The sequence below is a fragment of the Natronobacterium texcoconense genome (assembly GCF_900104065.1).
GTDB classification, from domain to species: Archaea; Halobacteriota; Halobacteria; order Halobacteriales; family Natrialbaceae; genus Natronobacterium; species Natronobacterium texcoconense.
This window is the reverse complement of sequence record NZ_FNLC01000005.1, coordinates 156,162-170,507: the sequence shown is the minus strand read 5'-3', so window position 1 is coordinate 170,507 and position 14,346 is coordinate 156,162. Positions and strand designations below refer to the sequence as shown.

19 protein-coding genes are annotated in these 14,346 nt (G+C 63.9%); 13 read left to right on the top strand and 6 right to left on the bottom strand.

Going from position 1 to position 14,346, the window contains the following annotated elements:
- Positions 1-70 precede the first annotated feature (70 nt).
- Positions 71-739, top strand: a complete 669-nt coding sequence (npdG, locus tag BLR35_RS18150; RefSeq protein WP_090385208.1) for an NADPH-dependent F420 reductase — start codon at positions 71-73, stop codon at positions 737-739.
- The gene (locus tag BLR35_RS18145; RefSeq protein WP_090385205.1) at positions 736-3,036 is read left to right on the top strand and encodes a hypothetical protein; all 2,301 of its coding nucleotides are present in this window, start codon (positions 736-738) and stop codon (positions 3,034-3,036) included. Before npdG ends, BLR35_RS18145 begins: the two co-directional genes overlap by 4 nt.
- A gap of 4 nt (positions 3,037-3,040) precedes the next feature.
- Here BLR35_RS18145 and BLR35_RS18140 read toward each other — a convergent pair whose 3' ends face one another.
- Complete coding sequence (locus BLR35_RS18140; protein WP_090385202.1) at positions 3,041-3,313, bottom strand: thioredoxin family protein; 273 nt, start codon at positions 3,311-3,313, stop codon at positions 3,041-3,043.
- 175 nt (positions 3,314-3,488) lie between these two features.
- On the opposite strand from BLR35_RS18140, the gene BLR35_RS18135 reads away from it, so the two are divergent.
- The 8 genes from BLR35_RS18135 to BLR35_RS18100 all read left to right on the top strand — a co-directional run bounded on the left by BLR35_RS18135 (position 3,489) and on the right by BLR35_RS18100 (position 8,148).
- Positions 3,489-4,133, top strand: coding sequence for a universal stress protein (locus tag BLR35_RS18135; RefSeq protein WP_090385199.1), 645 nt, complete (start codon positions 3,489-3,491; stop codon positions 4,131-4,133).
- 62 nt (positions 4,134-4,195) lie between these two features.
- Positions 4,196-4,357: a preprotein translocase subunit Sec61beta gene (locus tag BLR35_RS18130; protein WP_090385197.1), complete on the top strand. Its 162-nt coding sequence runs from the start codon at positions 4,196-4,198 to the stop codon at positions 4,355-4,357.
- A gap of 212 nt (positions 4,358-4,569) precedes the next feature.
- Positions 4,570-5,187 carry a pyridoxal 5'-phosphate synthase glutaminase subunit PdxT gene (pdxT, locus tag BLR35_RS18125; RefSeq protein WP_090385194.1) on the top strand — a complete coding sequence of 206 codons (618 nt, stop codon included), beginning with the start codon at positions 4,570-4,572 and terminating at the stop codon, positions 5,185-5,187.
- Between the two features lie 83 nt (positions 5,188-5,270).
- Positions 5,271-5,738, top strand: a complete 468-nt coding sequence (locus BLR35_RS18120; RefSeq protein WP_090385192.1) for a bifunctional nuclease family protein — start codon at positions 5,271-5,273, stop codon at positions 5,736-5,738.
- Complete coding sequence (gene hisE / locus BLR35_RS18115; RefSeq protein WP_090385189.1) at positions 5,739-6,023, top strand: phosphoribosyl-ATP diphosphatase; 285 nt, start codon at positions 5,739-5,741, stop codon at positions 6,021-6,023.
- Between the two features lie 100 nt (positions 6,024-6,123).
- Positions 6,124-7,530, top strand: coding sequence for a DUF8130 domain-containing protein (locus BLR35_RS18110; RefSeq protein ID WP_090385187.1), 1,407 nt, complete (start codon positions 6,124-6,126; stop codon positions 7,528-7,530).
- A gap of 95 nt (positions 7,531-7,625) precedes the next feature.
- The gene (locus tag BLR35_RS18105) at positions 7,626-7,973 is read left to right on the top strand and encodes a four-helix bundle copper-binding protein (RefSeq protein ID WP_090385184.1); all 348 of its coding nucleotides are present in this window, start codon (positions 7,626-7,628) and stop codon (positions 7,971-7,973) included.
- Positions 7,939-8,148, top strand: coding sequence for a hypothetical protein (locus BLR35_RS18100; protein WP_090385182.1), 210 nt, complete (start codon positions 7,939-7,941; stop codon positions 8,146-8,148). The genes BLR35_RS18105 and BLR35_RS18100 overlap by 35 nt, the downstream gene beginning before the upstream one ends.
- Before the next feature lie 18 nt (positions 8,149-8,166).
- Here the strand turns inward: BLR35_RS18100 and BLR35_RS18095 are convergent, their stop codons facing one another.
- The 3 genes from BLR35_RS18095 to BLR35_RS18085 all read right to left on the bottom strand — a co-directional run bounded on the left by BLR35_RS18095 (position 8,167) and on the right by BLR35_RS18085 (position 11,021).
- A complete protein-coding gene (locus BLR35_RS18095; RefSeq protein ID WP_090385179.1) occupies positions 8,167-9,012 on the bottom strand; it encodes an arylamine N-acetyltransferase family protein in 846 nt (281 codons plus the stop codon).
- Between the two features lie 95 nt (positions 9,013-9,107).
- Positions 9,108-10,400, bottom strand: a complete 1,293-nt coding sequence (locus BLR35_RS18090) for a hypothetical protein (protein WP_090385178.1) — start codon at positions 10,398-10,400, stop codon at positions 9,108-9,110.
- Positions 10,401-10,613: 213 nt separating this feature from the next.
- The gene (locus BLR35_RS18085; RefSeq protein WP_090385176.1) at positions 10,614-11,021 is read right to left on the bottom strand and encodes a DUF5518 domain-containing protein; all 408 of its coding nucleotides are present in this window, start codon (positions 11,019-11,021) and stop codon (positions 10,614-10,616) included.
- Between the two features lie 81 nt (positions 11,022-11,102).
- On the opposite strand from BLR35_RS18085, the gene BLR35_RS18080 reads away from it, so the two are divergent.
- Complete coding sequence (locus BLR35_RS18080; RefSeq protein WP_090385173.1) at positions 11,103-12,095, top strand: NOG1 family protein; 993 nt, start codon at positions 11,103-11,105, stop codon at positions 12,093-12,095.
- A 1-nt stretch (position 12,096) separates the two neighbouring features.
- On the top strand, positions 12,097-12,414 hold the full coding sequence (locus tag BLR35_RS18075; RefSeq protein WP_090385171.1) for a hypothetical protein: 318 nt from the start codon (positions 12,097-12,099) through the stop codon (positions 12,412-12,414).
- A 65-nt stretch (positions 12,415-12,479) separates the two neighbouring features.
- On the opposite strand, the gene BLR35_RS18070 is transcribed toward BLR35_RS18075, so the two are convergent.
- A complete protein-coding gene (locus tag BLR35_RS18070) occupies positions 12,480-12,791 on the bottom strand; it encodes a hypothetical protein (protein WP_090385169.1) in 312 nt (103 codons plus the stop codon).
- Between the two features lie 120 nt (positions 12,792-12,911).
- Positions 12,912-13,484 carry a helix-turn-helix transcriptional regulator gene (locus BLR35_RS18065; protein WP_090385166.1) on the bottom strand — a complete coding sequence of 191 codons (573 nt, stop codon included), beginning with the start codon at positions 13,482-13,484 and terminating at the stop codon, positions 12,912-12,914.
- Positions 13,485-13,627: 143 nt separating this feature from the next.
- On the opposite strand from BLR35_RS18065, the gene BLR35_RS18060 reads away from it, so the two are divergent.
- Complete coding sequence (locus tag BLR35_RS18060; RefSeq protein ID WP_090385163.1) at positions 13,628-14,302, top strand: hypothetical protein; 675 nt, start codon at positions 13,628-13,630, stop codon at positions 14,300-14,302.
- Positions 14,303-14,346 lie beyond the last annotated feature (44 nt).

Genomic DNA, 14,346 nt, shown 5'->3' with positions numbered 1-14,346 from the left:
AGTCCACGAATCCCGGCGAGTTCGGCCGAACTCCCACCCTTTTATTCGACTGCCGTCCACAGCATCGGGTATGCGAATCGCACTACTCGGTGGCACTGGTGACATCGGCGAAGGACTCGCGTTGCGCTTCGGCCGTGATACGGACCACGAGATTCTGATCGGCTCGCGCGATCCCGAGAAGGCCAGGGACGCAGTCGAGAGCTACGAGGAGGACCTCGAGCGCCAGGGCGTCGACGCGAACGTCAAGGGGTTCGCCAACGAGATGGCAGCCGACCGTGCCGACGTCGCCGTTCTCGCGGTCCCGCCGTACTACGCCGGTGACACCGTCGAAGCAGTCGCCGACGAACTCGACGCCGACACGATCCTCGTCACGCCCGCAGTCGGGATGCAAGGCGACGAAGACGGGCTTCACTACCACCCGCCCGGCGTCGGCAGCGTCACCGAACTGGTCGCCCAGCGAGCGCCCGACGAGGTGCCCGTGGTCGGTGCATTCCACAACCTCGCGGCGGGCAAACTCGCCGATCTCGAGATCGAATTCGACCTCGATACGCTCGTGGTCGCCGACGACGCGGACGCGAAAAAACGCGTTCTGGATCTCGCGAACGAAATCGAGGGACTGCGCGCGCTCGACGCCGGCCCACTCGCGAACTCGGCCGAGGTCGAAAGCGTCACGCCGCTCGTCATCAACATCGCGAAGTACAACGACGAGATGGAAGACGTCGGCGTGAAGTTCCTGTGACGCGCCGCTGTTCGTTCGTCTTCGATCGCGAGGAGTGGCACGCACACCACGACCGTCGGTTTCCGCTCTCCGACGAGGAACTCGAGGACGGCCGGTGGCGCTGTCCGCGGGCAGCAGTCGACGGCGACGATTGCTGTCTCTTCCACCAGCGACCTGCGGACCGAAACTGTTCGCACGACGAGTTTGCGTCCGCCTTCGCGACGGCGATCACCGACGATCCCGATCCGGAGGCGTTCGCGATTTCGGCGAGTCGAAAGACGCTCCAGCGCGCGGCGAAACAGTTCATCGGTGCTCGAATCGGCACGCTGCGACTCTCCTACGAACGGCTCGAGGCAACCGACACGTACCCGATCGACCTGCGCGGCGCCACGGCGACCCTGCTCGAGTGGAACTGGACGCAGTTCGGGGAACGCGTGTTGCTCGACGGGGCCACGGTCGAGACGCTCACGTTCGATCACGTCCGGGCAGACGCCGACGTCGTCGTTCGCGACATCGAGATCTCGAACCGCTTTCGGATGAACGACGCGACGATCACCGGTGACGTCGTCTGCAAGCGTGCGACGATCGACGGTGGCCTCTCCCTGTCGGACAGCGAAGTCCGTGGCGCGATCGAACTGAAAGAGTCCGAGTGCGAGAGCAAAGTTGCGATCAACCGGGTAACGGCAGGTACGCTCACTGTCCGGAACACCGAGATCGACGACGACCTCTCGGTTCGGCACGCGACGCTCGAGGGCGACCTGGAGTGTGACCGGAACGCCATCGGCGGTCGCCTCGACTGCAACGGAAGCGACATCCGCGGCGACGTGACGTGGAACGGAACCGAGACCGGCGCAACTGCAAGTTTCGAGAGCGTTACGATCGACGGACGGGTCGAGTGTCGCGACGCGACCGTCGGCGGGCGACTGACGTTTCGTCAGGCGACGGTGGCCGGCGACGTGCGCTGTGACGGTATCCACAGATACGGGGCGACGGTTTCCGGCGTCGCCGTCGCCGACGACATCTCCTTCATCGACACCCGTGTCGGCGGCGACTTCCAGTTCGCTTGCGATGAGGAAGCAGACGCCGGACCGACAATCGGCGGCTACTGTGCCTTCACCGGCCTCGCCGTCGACGGAGCGTTTCGGTGCGAACCGACGGTTGGTCACCCGGTCGTCGACCTCTCGAGCAGCAACCTGGCCGACGGGGTCGTGAGCCAGCCAGAAGGCAACCCTCTCGTCTACGATTTCACCGACGCAACGCTCGGGTCGATCTCACTTCGTAGCACGCCGCTCGACCACGAGAACGACGGCGTCAATCCGGCCGCGTTCGTCCTGTTCGAACGGACGACCTTCGACGGCTTCCCCTTTGGTGACTACCGACAGGCGTTCGACGATATCGGATGGGCTCTCGACGTGCTTCCAGACGACGCCGAGCGAACGCTAGCGGGAACGCCACATCTCGAAAGTGGCCGCGCGTTCGCCGCGGCGGTCGACGACCTGCACGAGGAAGCGGCGACAACCGAAGAGTTGTTCGAGGCGGCCCAGTCGAGAGCCGTGGAGACGGCACCCAAACTGGGTCGACTGACGTTTACGGACGATCTCCGGGTGCTGCTCGCGGCGTTCATAACCGGCCAAGCGGACGACGACACCGGCGCTGACGTGGCTATCGACGGCGGTGATGGAAACGAGCCAGTCGTTGCCGATCGAGGCGACGATCGGAACGAGGATGCTGGAGAAAGCGGACAGGGCGACGAGACGAAACCGCCGACCCCGGCAGACCGACTGGCAAGTGTCGTCGCCCAGCAGTTTGGCGAGCGCCGAGAGCCGTCACCGGAAACCCGGGAGTCGACGTACCTGAAGGCGAAAAACGGGGCGAACGACGTAGGCGACAACGGCTCTGCAGCGGCGTGTTTCCTGCGGGAACGACGGCACGGTCGCGCGAACTACCGAGCCAACATCAGCCAACGGACAGGACTTGAGCGTCTTCAGGCGGGCTACCGATACGTTGCCAGTCTCCTCTTCGCTGCCACTGCGGGCTACGGCGAACACCCCGGACGGGTGATCCTTACCTCGCTCGCCGTCATCGGGCTATTCAGTGGGTACTACACGTTTCTCGGGACGGAAGCCCTGACACTCGAGGAATTCGGGACCAACCTGCTATTCAGCATCCAGTCGTTCGTGACGTTCATCGTCGGCTCTCCGATCGAGGACGACGCTATCACGCTCTCGATCAGTCTCGCAAGCTCGATTCAGGGGTTCCTGGGTGCGTTTCTCATTGCGCTGTTCGTCTTCTCACTAACCCGGTCGGTCAATCGCTAACGACCTACGCTTCGGCGCGTTCGACCGCGTCTTCGATATCCTCGCGCTGGGTAACTCCGACGAACCGCTCGACGATGTTCTCGTCTTCGTCCTCTACGATGAGCGTCGGCAGCGATCTGACCTGGTACTCGTTCGCAACGTCCTGGCGCTCGTCAACGTTGATTTTCTCGACGGAAAGTCGGTCGTCCAGATCCTCCTCGAGTTCCTGTAGAATCGGATCCTGCGTCTTGCACGGGCCACACCAGTCCGCGTAGAAGTCCTTGAGCGTAACAGTCATGTGGTCATTACTAGGTTGCTACCGGCCGCGCATAAGGGTTTCCCAGTTGGACGCAATTGTGATCGTGACCACCAAGTCAGGTGAGAGATCGTCCAGTAGTGGCCGGTTGCGGGACGTTCCAAGTGACTGAATATTTGCCGTGGTGACTTATGGGGCGTCTCCCGAACGTACGAGTATGTACCGCAACGTTCTGGTACCCACCGACGGCAGCGAACCCGCAGCACGCGCAGTCGAACAGGCGGTCGAAATCGCCGACCGGTTCGACGCGACGTTGCACGTACTGTTCGCGGCCGACGTCGACGATCGAACGCCCTGGGACCTCTCGGGGAGCCAGGTCGTCGAGTCGGTTCGCGACCACGGCCAGGCACTCGTCGACGGCGTCGCCGAACGCGCACCCGACGACCTCGAGGTCACGACGGCTGTCGTCGACGGTGATCCACGCGACGCGATCCGCGCGTACGCCGAGGACGAGGGCATCGACGTCATCGTGATGGGGACGCACGGCCGTCGCGGGGTGGATCGACTCCTGCTGGGCAGCGTCGCCGAACACGTGATGCGAAACGCGGACTGTTCGGTTCTGGTCACGCGGGCAGACGCCGACGAGGAATCGGTCGACGACGCCACCACTGCGATCGACGCCGCCCGGGACGCGCTCGAGGCAGCCGACGGGGTCGACGCCGACCAGTTGCACCTTGCAGACGACCCACACGAGATGGGCGGGTACTGGATCGTTCGCGCGGAGACTGACGACCGGGCGTTCAACGTCCACATCTCGCGAGCGACCGGAACGACCCGGATCGCCGACGTGACCGACGAGTGAGAACTCGAGAGGCGATACGGCTGGGTCGAAAGGTTTAGTTTCGCCGCTCCGTATGGACGCGTATGGACAGAGGACAGAACACTGGCGGATTGATGTCCAGTGCCGGGCTCGTCCGGTACTTCGACGCGGAGGACTCGAACGCGATTCTCATCAACCCGAAGACGGTCATCGCGAGCGGCGTCATGCTGGGCGTGCTCGTTCAGCTGCTGACGTTCGTCTCGTAGACGCCGCACCGTCTTTCTTCGGACACCGTCTTCTATAGTAGCCACTGCAAGTCAATGCACACCTGATCGCACGACAGCTGTGCGATCAGTGTGTAAATAGTTGCAGTTGTTACTATAGCGGCTGCTTCGAGCCACTACTGGCCAGTCTCGCGAGTCGTCGGTGAGCGATCCTATGCGCGTCCTTTTTGAACGGTTCGTCCCTATCGCCAGTCATGACTCTCGAGGCAGGCGTCGTCGCCGTCCAGGGCGACGTCGAAGAACACGCCGACGCGATCGAACGCGCTGCGAGCGCCCACGGCCGCGAGGTTACCGTCCACGAGATCCGCGAGTCCGGCATCGTCCCCGACTGCGATCTGCTGGCGATGCCCGGCGGCGAGTCGACGACCATCTCGCGGCTGATCCACGGCGAAGGAATCGCCACCGAGATACAGGAGCACGTCACGGCCGGTAAACCGCTGCTCGCCACCTGTGCCGGTCTGATCGTCGCGTCGAGCGACGCCGGCGATGACCGCGTCGACGAACTCGACCTGCTCGACGTCACAGTCGAACGCAACGCCTTCGGCCGCCAGAAGGACAGCTTCGAGGCACCGCTCGAGGTCGACGGTCTCGAGGAGCCCTATCCGGCGGTCTTCATTCGCGCGCCAGCTATTGACGCCGTCGGCGACGCCGACGTGCTGGCGTCCTGGGACGGCCGGCCGGTCGCCGTCCGCGACGGGCCTGTCGTCGGCACCTCTTTTCACCCGGAACTGACGCCCGACAGCCGCATCCACGACCTGGCCTTCTTCGCAAACGAGGCGGCGTCGGTGCCTGCGCTCGAGAACCCCCAGTAACGACGGAGCGGAAGGTTGGATCGACCTCGTGCATGCATTCGCGACCGAACACGTTTTTCTCCCTTGCTCCCATCGATAGGGACATGCACGCATCGATCGACGCGGTACGCGTCGCGGGGACCCCCCAGGGACCGGTTCCGGTGGTCGTCCTCGCAGTCGAAGACGAAGACGACGTCGTCCCCATCTTCATCGGGTTCGACGAAGCGACGAGTATCGCCCGCGGCCTCGAGGCCGAGGACATCGGACGGCCGCTGACCCACGACCTCCTGCTCGACGTGATGGAGGAACTCGGCAGTCGGATCGACCGCGTCGTCGTCAGTGAGATCGAACAGCGCGAAGACGGACAGGGCGGCACCTACATCGCCGATCTGCACCTCGAGACGCCCCGCGGCGAGACGATCGTCGACGCACGGCCCAGTGACTCGCTCGCGCTCGCTGCCAGAACCAACGCCTCGATCGAAGTCACGGAGGACGTCTTCGAGGACGGCCGAGACGACAGCGAAAAGTTCGACGAGTTGCAAGACATCCGCAACGTCGCCGGTGAAATGTAGATGGAGGACACACTCGAAGAACTGTTCGCCGTGATCGAGGACCGCAAGGAAACGCTGCCCGAGGACTCCTACACTGCCTCGCTGTTCACCCACGAGAAAGGCGAGAACGCAGTCCTGGAGAAACTCGGCGAGGAGACGACGGAACTGGTGCTCGCGGCCAAAGACGACGACCGCGACGAAATCGCCTACGAATCTGCCGATATCGTCTATCACCTGCTCGTCCTGCTCTCGATGAAAGACATGGAGCTGGACGATCTCGAGGCGGAACTCGAGGCGCGTCGCTGAGACGGACTGCTGGAACCAGTGTCGGGAGTCGACGAGTCGATTTTCACGATCACTTCGTGTTCGCACAAAACACATTACCGAGGGTTTCGAACAGAAGCGTATGCACCGACGAACGGTCCTCGCGACAGCCGGTTTCGCGGCAGTCGCCGGCTGCATTGCCGATCCCTCCAATCCGAGTCCCGGCACCGACCCTACTCCGTCCGAGACGGACGAGATCCCGTCGACGTTCGACGCGACGCTCTCGTTTCCCTCGTACGTCCTCTCGATGAGCGAACAGCTCGCCGACGAAGCGAGTTCGGGCCAGATCACGGACTTCGCGGATCTCGAGGAGCCAGTCGCTGAGACCCTCGAGGAAGCCATCGACGACGGCCCCTACGAGACCGAGGAGGCCGACGACGACGTCCTCGAGGGACTGTTCGGACTCCAGTACGTCGAGCGCGGTGGTACGGTCTACGAAATTTCGTACTCGATGCCCGAGTACGTCGTCTCGAGCCGCGACGTCTCCGAGGACGAGGTCGATTCCGATCGGACGATCTCCGCGATGGACGACACCCTTCGCGTCATGGGCGTCGACAACCGGGAGACTATTCGGGCGGTCAACGCCGTCCTCGAACCGTTCCGGGGTTCGACCAACGAGGGCGGCGCGAGCGACCACGACTACCGGGCGACGATCCTCGACGACCACCTCGAGGAGTTCCTCGAGACGTACGATTACGTCGTCTATCCGAGCGACGGCGACGACGAACCCGAACCGGAAGGGTACGTCGAACTCGAACTCGACCACGAGGACCCGGGGCCACCCTACACCGTCTCGGTCACGGAGGTGACCGACGAACAACGGTACGGCCGACCCGTCGTCGACGTGGCGACGTATCCCGACCCAGCCGCCGATGCGCTCCATGCCGCCGCGGAACGACGATCGCTCCGAACCGACGAACGACCCGAGGGGATCGACGTGGCTCTCGAGGACGACGCCTACGTCCGGATCGGCGACGGCGTCTACGAACCGGCCCTCGAGAGCGTCGACCACGACGCGGTGCCGGTCTCGCTCGAGATCACCGACGTCGATTCGGACGATCGGGCGTTCACGCTCGAGGTTTCGGCCGACGACGAACCGATCTCACTGTTCAGTGGTGCACCCGAACCGTTCGGTGTCGTCGGCGCGTATCCAGTGACCGAAGACGGCGATGCGAGCACCGACGACGGCCGCGCGATCCTCTGGACCGACACCTACGAGGAGGACGGTCACGTCCACGTCGGCGAGCGCGACGGCGAGCCGTCGATCGGCGTCAACGACATCGGTATCACCACCCGCCTCGAGCCAGGCGACTCGATGAGCGAGATCTACGAGATTCGCGACGAGTGGGGGTTCGAGGGCGGCCACTACCGATTCGAGGACGCGCTGTCGGTCGAATGGGGCGGCGACCTCGAGGGGCCTAGTGACGACACCGAGTCGTCGTCCTATCCGTTCGTGGTATCGCTAGCAGTTCCCGAGTTCGATTCCTGATCCGTGTATCGATCGCGTGTGCCGTTTCGACCGCGGAGACGGACTTGCAGTCGCCCGGTCCGGGTTGATACCGCTGATAGACGTGGGTTGACCGCATGGCGCTCCAACGGATCGATCACGCGGACGACCACATGCAGGAGTGTATCGACAACTGCCTCGAGGCGGCCCAGGTCTGTGAGTGGTGTGCAGACGCCTGTGCGGGTGAGGGCGAGGAGATGGCCCGCTGTATCCGACTCTGTCGGGACGTGGCCGACGTCGCGGCACTGCACGCACGGTTCATGGCTCGCAACTCGAGCTACCACCAGGAACTGGGCGAACTCTGTGCCGACCTCTGCGAGGAGTGTGCCGACGAGTGTACCCAGCACGACCACGAGCACTGCCAGGCCTGTGCGGAGATCCTGCCGGAGTGTGCCGAGAGCTGTCGGGAGATGGCCTCGAGTTGAGCGGTTCCACATTCCCGTTTTCCGTCACCATGGCTACACCACTACCGGGGACCGCCGAACGCGTCCCGACGAGATCGACGATCGGCTGGCCGAACTCGAGGTGTCGTGTGGCGACGAGACGCTCGAACTGGCCGTCGACGAGGAGTTGACGGTGCTCGATCGAACTCGCCGGTAGCCTCGCCCGAGAGCAGGGTTACGGCGAATCCCGGTCGAGTCGAAGGCCAAACGCTCGTGCCAACGTCGCCTGCCACTCGTCGTCGGCGATCGGCTGTTCGCGTTCGTCACCCCGGATCGTCTCGAGTAACGTCTCGCCGGTCAGTTTCCGGTGACCGTCGTCGGTGGCGATCGAGACGATCGGATCGCCCGTGAACGGGGACTCTCGGGCCTGCTGGAGGTAGTCGTTGGTCGCCTCGAAGTATCGCAGATCCCGCGGTTCGTCGTCGAACACGTACCGGGTCGTCCACTCGTCTGCCTGTGACGGACAGTACGCCGTCTGATGGGTCTCGCTCGGCCAGTCACACTCGGTGACGCGCCATTCGACGCCTGCCTCGTCGGTACGGGTGGAGCCGTCGAGCGGCGTCGGCCGGCGCATCACCGGCGTTCCCATTCCCACGTCGACGACGTACCGCCGATCCAGATGGACCACGTTCGCGTGGTGGTTCGCGGGTGGCGAAGCGTTACTCTCGGTGACGACTCGTGCAGCGACGCGGTCGACCTCGAACCCGAGTTCGTCTAGCAACCAGTGGAACAGTCCGTTGAGTTCGAAACAGTAGCCGCCGCGGTTCGACGAGACGATCTTCTCGTAGAGACGCGGTATCGAGAGCGTTACCGGTCGCGTCTCCCACCGACCGTCGAGTCCGCCGACGATGTCCAGATTCTCGAACGGCACCGACGTGACGTGGGCCCGTTGGAGCCGCTCGAGCGTCTCCAGGTTCGGCGTTTCGATCGTTTCCGGTTCGAGGCCGATGCGTTCTACGTACGCTTCGACGGACAGGTCGACTCCGCTCTCGACTCGAGTACACGGTGGGAGATCGGTCATCTCGTTCGCTCGGAGGGGAGCCGACGTAGTCACTTTTTCCGGGAATTAGTTTTTGTAGAGCGCTTGATTGTTCTTGGTCGAACCGACGGGATTCCCTACAGATACCCGAAAAGCGGCATCGCGAGGCCGACGATCCATCCCAGCAGGCCGATTCCGAAGACGACGGCTCCTTCGGCGTCGCTGCGGGCGGCTCCCGCCGCGAGCAGGCCGAGCGCGACCATCAGTCCGAGCCGGTGGACGAGCAACTGGAGCGGGAGCGTCGTGATCCCGATCGCGACGAAGTCCACGATGAATCCGAGTCCGAGCCCGACGATACTGAACGCGAACGCGGCCTGGGGTTCCAGCGGGCCGCCCAGCCAGCTCGCGACGCGTTGCAGCCGGAGAAAGCGGGTCGCCCGCTCGAGCGGCTGGGTGAGAACGATCGCCGTCACCGGCAGGCCGACCACCAGCGCCGGATAGAGGACGACGACGAAGGCCTGTGGCGTGATCCACGGCACCGCCGCTTCGACGGCGAGACCGGCGCTTCGAACGCCGACGACCAGTCCCGCGAGCGTCCCGACGAGGATGAAGCCGCGAATGTTCCGGTACGTCCAGCCGAGCAGGTTCCGGGTCCCCCGAACGACCCCGCGCGTCGTTTCGCCGCCGATCAACCCGAGCAGCCCGAGGACGCTCCCGGCGAGGACTGGGACGATCGCCGCCAGTTCGACGACCGAGAGCCAGCCGTCGTTCCACCCGCCGTGTGTGCCGTGATACTCGCGTCGCACCTCGTCGACGTAGGGTTCCTCCAGGAACTCCGCCTCGAGCGCGGTCTGGGAGTCCTGAATGTCGGTCACCGAGTGTCGCAGGCGAAAGAAATCGAAGTACTCCTCGTGGACCTGAATCGCCGTCCAGTTGTCGTACTCCGTCGTGTACGCACGGATGTGGTATCGACTGCCGAGATAGGTCCCCGTATGGAGCTGATAGCTCTCCTCGATCCAGGCGACTTCCTCGTCGTGTGGGCCGGCGTCGACGTAGGTGTACCGCGTCGAGCCGTGGGCGTCGTCCCACTGAATCCCGTCCTCGGTGTCCTCGTAGACTTCCGGCTCGTCTTCTTCCTCGGGATCCAGTTCTTCCCACTCGAGTTCTTCCTGATCGACGAGCGTCTGCTGGACCCGCTCGTCGTCGCCGTGAACGAGGAGATTGATCGCGAGCGTTCGCTCCTCGGCCGATCGGTCGCGGCTGGTGTAGGGCCAGACGTAGCTCCCGTTTTCCTCGGGCTGAACGAGCTGGTCGCGTTCGAGCGTCTCGGGTTCGGCCGGTTCGTCCGTCAGATCGAGGACGCCGCCGGCGATCAGATAACTGGCCCCGAGAACGACGAGCCCCAGCAGCAGGATCTGGCGACGATTCATCCGTGCTCGAGTTGGGCTACTGTGTGACGGGTGGAGCCGTTTTCGGGGCGTTTCTCGTGGTGCAACGAGACCCTGCCAGTGACGGCAACCGATCGATCCGGTCGATCGCCGTCGAATACTGCCGTATCACGTCGTGCGTCGAAACACTCGCTCGAGTCGTTACGAAATCGCTTGCAGTGTCCGGCACCGGCTGGACGGCACGGAGCCACTGTGTCAGTAGTAGTCTCGGCTCGTCGACCGGGCCGGCCGATCGGGATTGAGAAGCCCGCCGATGGCACCCGCAATCGCGCTCTCGAGGGCCATCACGAACGCGACGAGCACTGCCACAGTGAGGATGCTCAGGCCCGCGAGACCGCCGAGCGCACCACCTGCGGGACCGGCCGCCCAGCCCGCGATGGCGACGAAGAGCGCGATCACCAGTCCGCCGAGGATGCCACCGAGCGCGCCAGCGAGGAGGCCGTGCCAGAATCCGCGTGCGAGGCCGCCGCCGGCGAGATAGCCGGCCACGAAGCCACCGATCAGGCCGGCGGCCAGTTGGCCGATACCCGGCACCGCGAGTCCGACGACGCCGAGAACGGCCGCGACGAGAAAGCCGACGAGGACGGCTCGCCAGTTGGTCATACACGAAATAGACGGTCCGCGGAGATAAGCCCTCGCCGCGTAACGAACGACCTTATAAGACCGCGCGTTCTAGCTCACGCTATGATTTTCGAAGACCTTCCGACGACGCCCACGTCGGAAGAGCTGATCGACAAGGCGTTTTCGCGGGCAGCGCGGGCCGGCAAAGCCCAGGGCGGCCTCGAGGCCCAGCAGTCGATGCTCCAGACGGCGTCGAACATCATCTCGGACAACCTGGAAAACGTCGTCACGGCGTGGCCGGACTTCGCGTACGAGGACGACGTCCACCCGTTCTACTACGAACTCGCGGACGCGATCGTGGACGTCGACGAACTGCGCCAGAGCCTCTCCGAGGTGATGTGGGCCAGCCGAAAGGCCCGCGAGATCCACGAGGAGTACCAGCCGCGGCTCCGGAAGACCGACGTCGATACGGCCCGGAAGCACCGCAAGCAGGCCTTTGCACGCCTCGCGGACATCGTCGAACAGGTCGACGATCACCTGTTGTACATCAACGAGGCGCGCAACGACCTCCGGGACCTGCCCGAGATCGATCCCGAGGAGCCGACGATCGTCGTCGCCGGCTACCCCAACGTCGGCAAATCCTCGTTCGTCAACGGCGTCACCCGCGCCCGCGGCGAAACGGCCTCCTACCCGTTCACGACGAGAGGAATCGGTGTCGGTCACTTCGAGCACGAACACATCCGCTACCAGCTCGTCGACACGCCAGGGTTGCTCGACCGCCCGCCGGCGGAGCGAAACGAGATCGAATCGCAGGCCGTCAGCGCCATCGAACACCTCGCGGACTGTATGCTCGTGATGGTCGACCCCAGCGGAGAGTGTGGCTACCCGATCGAGTCACAGCTCGAGCTCCGGGATTCGATCGCCGCCCAGTTCGAGGAGGTACCCGTCCTCACGGTCGCGAACAAAATCGACCGCGAAGAGGTCTGGAACAGCGACGTCGAGGAGATGGACGCCGACTACACCATGAGCATCGAGACCGACGAGAACGTCGAGACGGTTCTTGAAGCCACAATCGAAGCGGTCGACCACGAACCCGAACTGCCGTTCGAGGAGTGACATGAAAGGCCCGGGAATCCTCTGGATGTTACAGACAGCGGCCGGCCTCTCGATGGCCGGGCCGATGTTCGTCATCGGCTTCTCGTACCTCCGGTCGGGCCAGTACCCCGGCGGCATCGGCTTTCTCGTCCTGGGTGCCATCGCGCTGTACCTCCCGACGTACTTCATCAACCGGATCGGCGGCCCACGGGCGTGGATTCGCCGACGGCTCGGACGCAACGACGAGAGTGAAAACGACGATAGTAATCGTAATCTCGACTCCGATTCCGACACAGATGCGGATCACTCGAGTCTCCTGGGCCGGGTTCGGCGACGATAAGAAAAAACGGAGAGCGTCTCGTCAACGGGGCAGCACCGAATCGAGTCGAAACGGCTGGACGTCGCCTACTCGGTCTCCTCCTCCGACTCGTTCATCTCGACTTCGAACGCGATATCGTTGCTTCCGTCGGTTTCGGTAATGGAAGCACCGTAGGATTCGGCGCTCTCGTTCGACAACTCGACAGCTTCGAGATCTGACTCGTTCGAGTCGAGCGGGACCAACTCGACATCGTAGGTGACGATCTCGAGCGCGTCGTCTTCGTCTGGCGATACGTCAGAGCGGTCGGAACCCGCATCCGCCGCTGCGATCGCACCGCTGGCCGCGAAGCCAACGAGCGCGAGTGCGACGACTGCGAGCGTGAATGCTTTCGATCGCATGAGTTCGTGTAGAGCGACCAGACGAGGTAGGCACGGCGTACGGAGCCCCGTCGTCTATCGCTCCGTTTCATCCTCGTGTGAAAGCCCCCTTAGCTACCCGTTGGAAAGCGGTTGGGAACGCTACAGCAACAGGACGACGTTTCCCATCCCCCGTCGTTTCCGCTCGACGAGATTCTTGCTCTCGAGTCCATCGAGTGTCCTGCTGACGGTCGCCTTCGAGAGATCGGTCCGCTCGACGATCTCGCTCTGGCCGAGCACACCGTCGGCCTCGAGGACAGTATCGTAGACCTCGCGTTCGTTTTTCACCAGTTCCTCGGCGGTTCGCTCCCACTCCTCGCGGCGCGTCTCGAGCAACTCGTCGGAGCGCTCGTCATCGTCCGGGGCGGTCGGTTCCGCCACGTTCCGCCGAGACAGGCCCGACTCGACAGTCGAAGTCGATGACTCGCTCGAGTCGGTGCCGTCCGCGGTCACGAGATACGTTCCCGTCGCGCCGAGCAGACACGCTGCGACGGTGGCGACGGCCATGTCGCGATAGCCGAAGTAGCCCGAAAGTTCGGCGACCTCGGTGCCGTCGCTGCCGGCGGTGACGACGACGGGCGAGGGGTTGATCAACTGTACCGTCAGGACGACCGTCGAGGCGACGAAGACGGCTGCGACGAGCAGTTGCGTTCCGTGGAGGGCTCGCAGGTCCATAGGTCAACGCTTCGAACTGTTCCTCTAAGAAGTATCGATCCACCGCCAAAACTGGCGATGAAACGCCGCTGAAACGCGTTTCGAACGCGTTTCGTTACGTTTCACCCCAGCGCTCATGAGGGCTTTCACGCAACGAGTAGACGATGACCGCGAACGGGAGCGGCCAGATCGTGCTGCTCGTCGGCCTCGCAGCGCTCGGCATCGGCCTCGCCGGCATCGGAACCGCACTCGGTATCGGCGAACCGGTCACCGGCGACGAGCCGACCGCCGAGTTCGAACTCTCGGACGACCGGCTCACCCTCTCGAGCGTCGACCAGGAGGTTACAGTCCTCGAGAACCCGGAGACGGCCGAAATCATCGAAATCACGGAGTCCCCGGACGGGTTCGCCGTGATGACCGAGGAACGCGAGCCGTTGACCGACAGGGATCGCGAGCGGGCGAAAGAGATCGCCCGCGAGAACGACACCGTCCGGGAGCGACTCGAGGAACTCGGAGAGTACGATCTCACCGTCGAACCGATCGACGAATTCGGAAGCGACGCTGGCGAGGCGAACGCGGCGACCTACAACGTCACCGTCCGGGAGAGCGATCTGGAGCAAAACGAATCACTCGACTTCGAGGTCAACGAGACGGATACGGTCGACGAACTCTCGATTCAGGACGTGAGCGGCGCGGTCACGTTCGATCGGAAATCGACGGACGACGGTCGTCTCGTCGCCGTCGAAATCGACGATCCGAACCACGAGGTCGGCGACAGTGCAACGACCGACATCGCCGTCGTCGACCTAGACGCCGAACGCGTCGTTCGTGTCCGCTGATCCGTTTTCAATCCCGACTCGAGGAGGTCGTCCCTCGAAGACGA

Excerpts from the sequence above, each read along its gene's own strand:
- npdG (WP_090385208.1), top strand. The coding sequence starts at position 71 with ATGCGAATCGCACTACTCGGTGGCACTGGTGACATCGGCGAAGGACTC.
- BLR35_RS18140 (WP_090385202.1), bottom strand. The coding sequence starts at position 3,313 with ATGACTGTTACGCTCAAGGACTTCTACGCGGACTGGTGTGGCCCGTGC.
- BLR35_RS18135 (WP_090385199.1), top strand. The coding sequence starts at position 3,489 with ATGTACCGCAACGTTCTGGTACCCACCGACGGCAGCGAACCCGCAGCA.
- BLR35_RS18130 (WP_090385197.1), top strand. The coding sequence starts at position 4,196 with ATGGACAGAGGACAGAACACTGGCGGATTGATGTCCAGTGCCGGGCTC.
- pdxT (WP_090385194.1), top strand. The coding sequence starts at position 4,570 with ATGACTCTCGAGGCAGGCGTCGTCGCCGTCCAGGGCGACGTCGAAGAA.
- BLR35_RS18120 (WP_090385192.1), top strand. The coding sequence starts at position 5,271 with ATGCACGCATCGATCGACGCGGTACGCGTCGCGGGGACCCCCCAGGGA.
- hisE (WP_090385189.1), top strand. The coding sequence starts at position 5,739 with ATGGAGGACACACTCGAAGAACTGTTCGCCGTGATCGAGGACCGCAAG.
- BLR35_RS18110 (WP_090385187.1), top strand. The coding sequence starts at position 6,124 with ATGCACCGACGAACGGTCCTCGCGACAGCCGGTTTCGCGGCAGTCGCC.
- BLR35_RS18105 (WP_090385184.1), top strand. The coding sequence starts at position 7,626 with ATGGCGCTCCAACGGATCGATCACGCGGACGACCACATGCAGGAGTGT.
- BLR35_RS18095 (WP_090385179.1), bottom strand. The coding sequence starts at position 9,012 with ATGACCGATCTCCCACCGTGTACTCGAGTCGAGAGCGGAGTCGACCTG.
- BLR35_RS18090 (WP_090385178.1), bottom strand. The coding sequence starts at position 10,400 with ATGAATCGTCGCCAGATCCTGCTGCTGGGGCTCGTCGTTCTCGGGGCC.
- BLR35_RS18085 (WP_090385176.1), bottom strand. The coding sequence starts at position 11,021 with ATGACCAACTGGCGAGCCGTCCTCGTCGGCTTTCTCGTCGCGGCCGTT.
- BLR35_RS18080 (WP_090385173.1), top strand. The coding sequence starts at position 11,103 with ATGATTTTCGAAGACCTTCCGACGACGCCCACGTCGGAAGAGCTGATC.
- BLR35_RS18075 (WP_090385171.1), top strand. The coding sequence starts at position 12,097 with ATGAAAGGCCCGGGAATCCTCTGGATGTTACAGACAGCGGCCGGCCTC.
- BLR35_RS18070 (WP_090385169.1), bottom strand. The coding sequence starts at position 12,791 with ATGCGATCGAAAGCATTCACGCTCGCAGTCGTCGCACTCGCGCTCGTT.
- BLR35_RS18065 (WP_090385166.1), bottom strand. The coding sequence starts at position 13,484 with ATGGACCTGCGAGCCCTCCACGGAACGCAACTGCTCGTCGCAGCCGTC.
- BLR35_RS18060 (WP_090385163.1), top strand. The coding sequence starts at position 13,628 with ATGACCGCGAACGGGAGCGGCCAGATCGTGCTGCTCGTCGGCCTCGCA.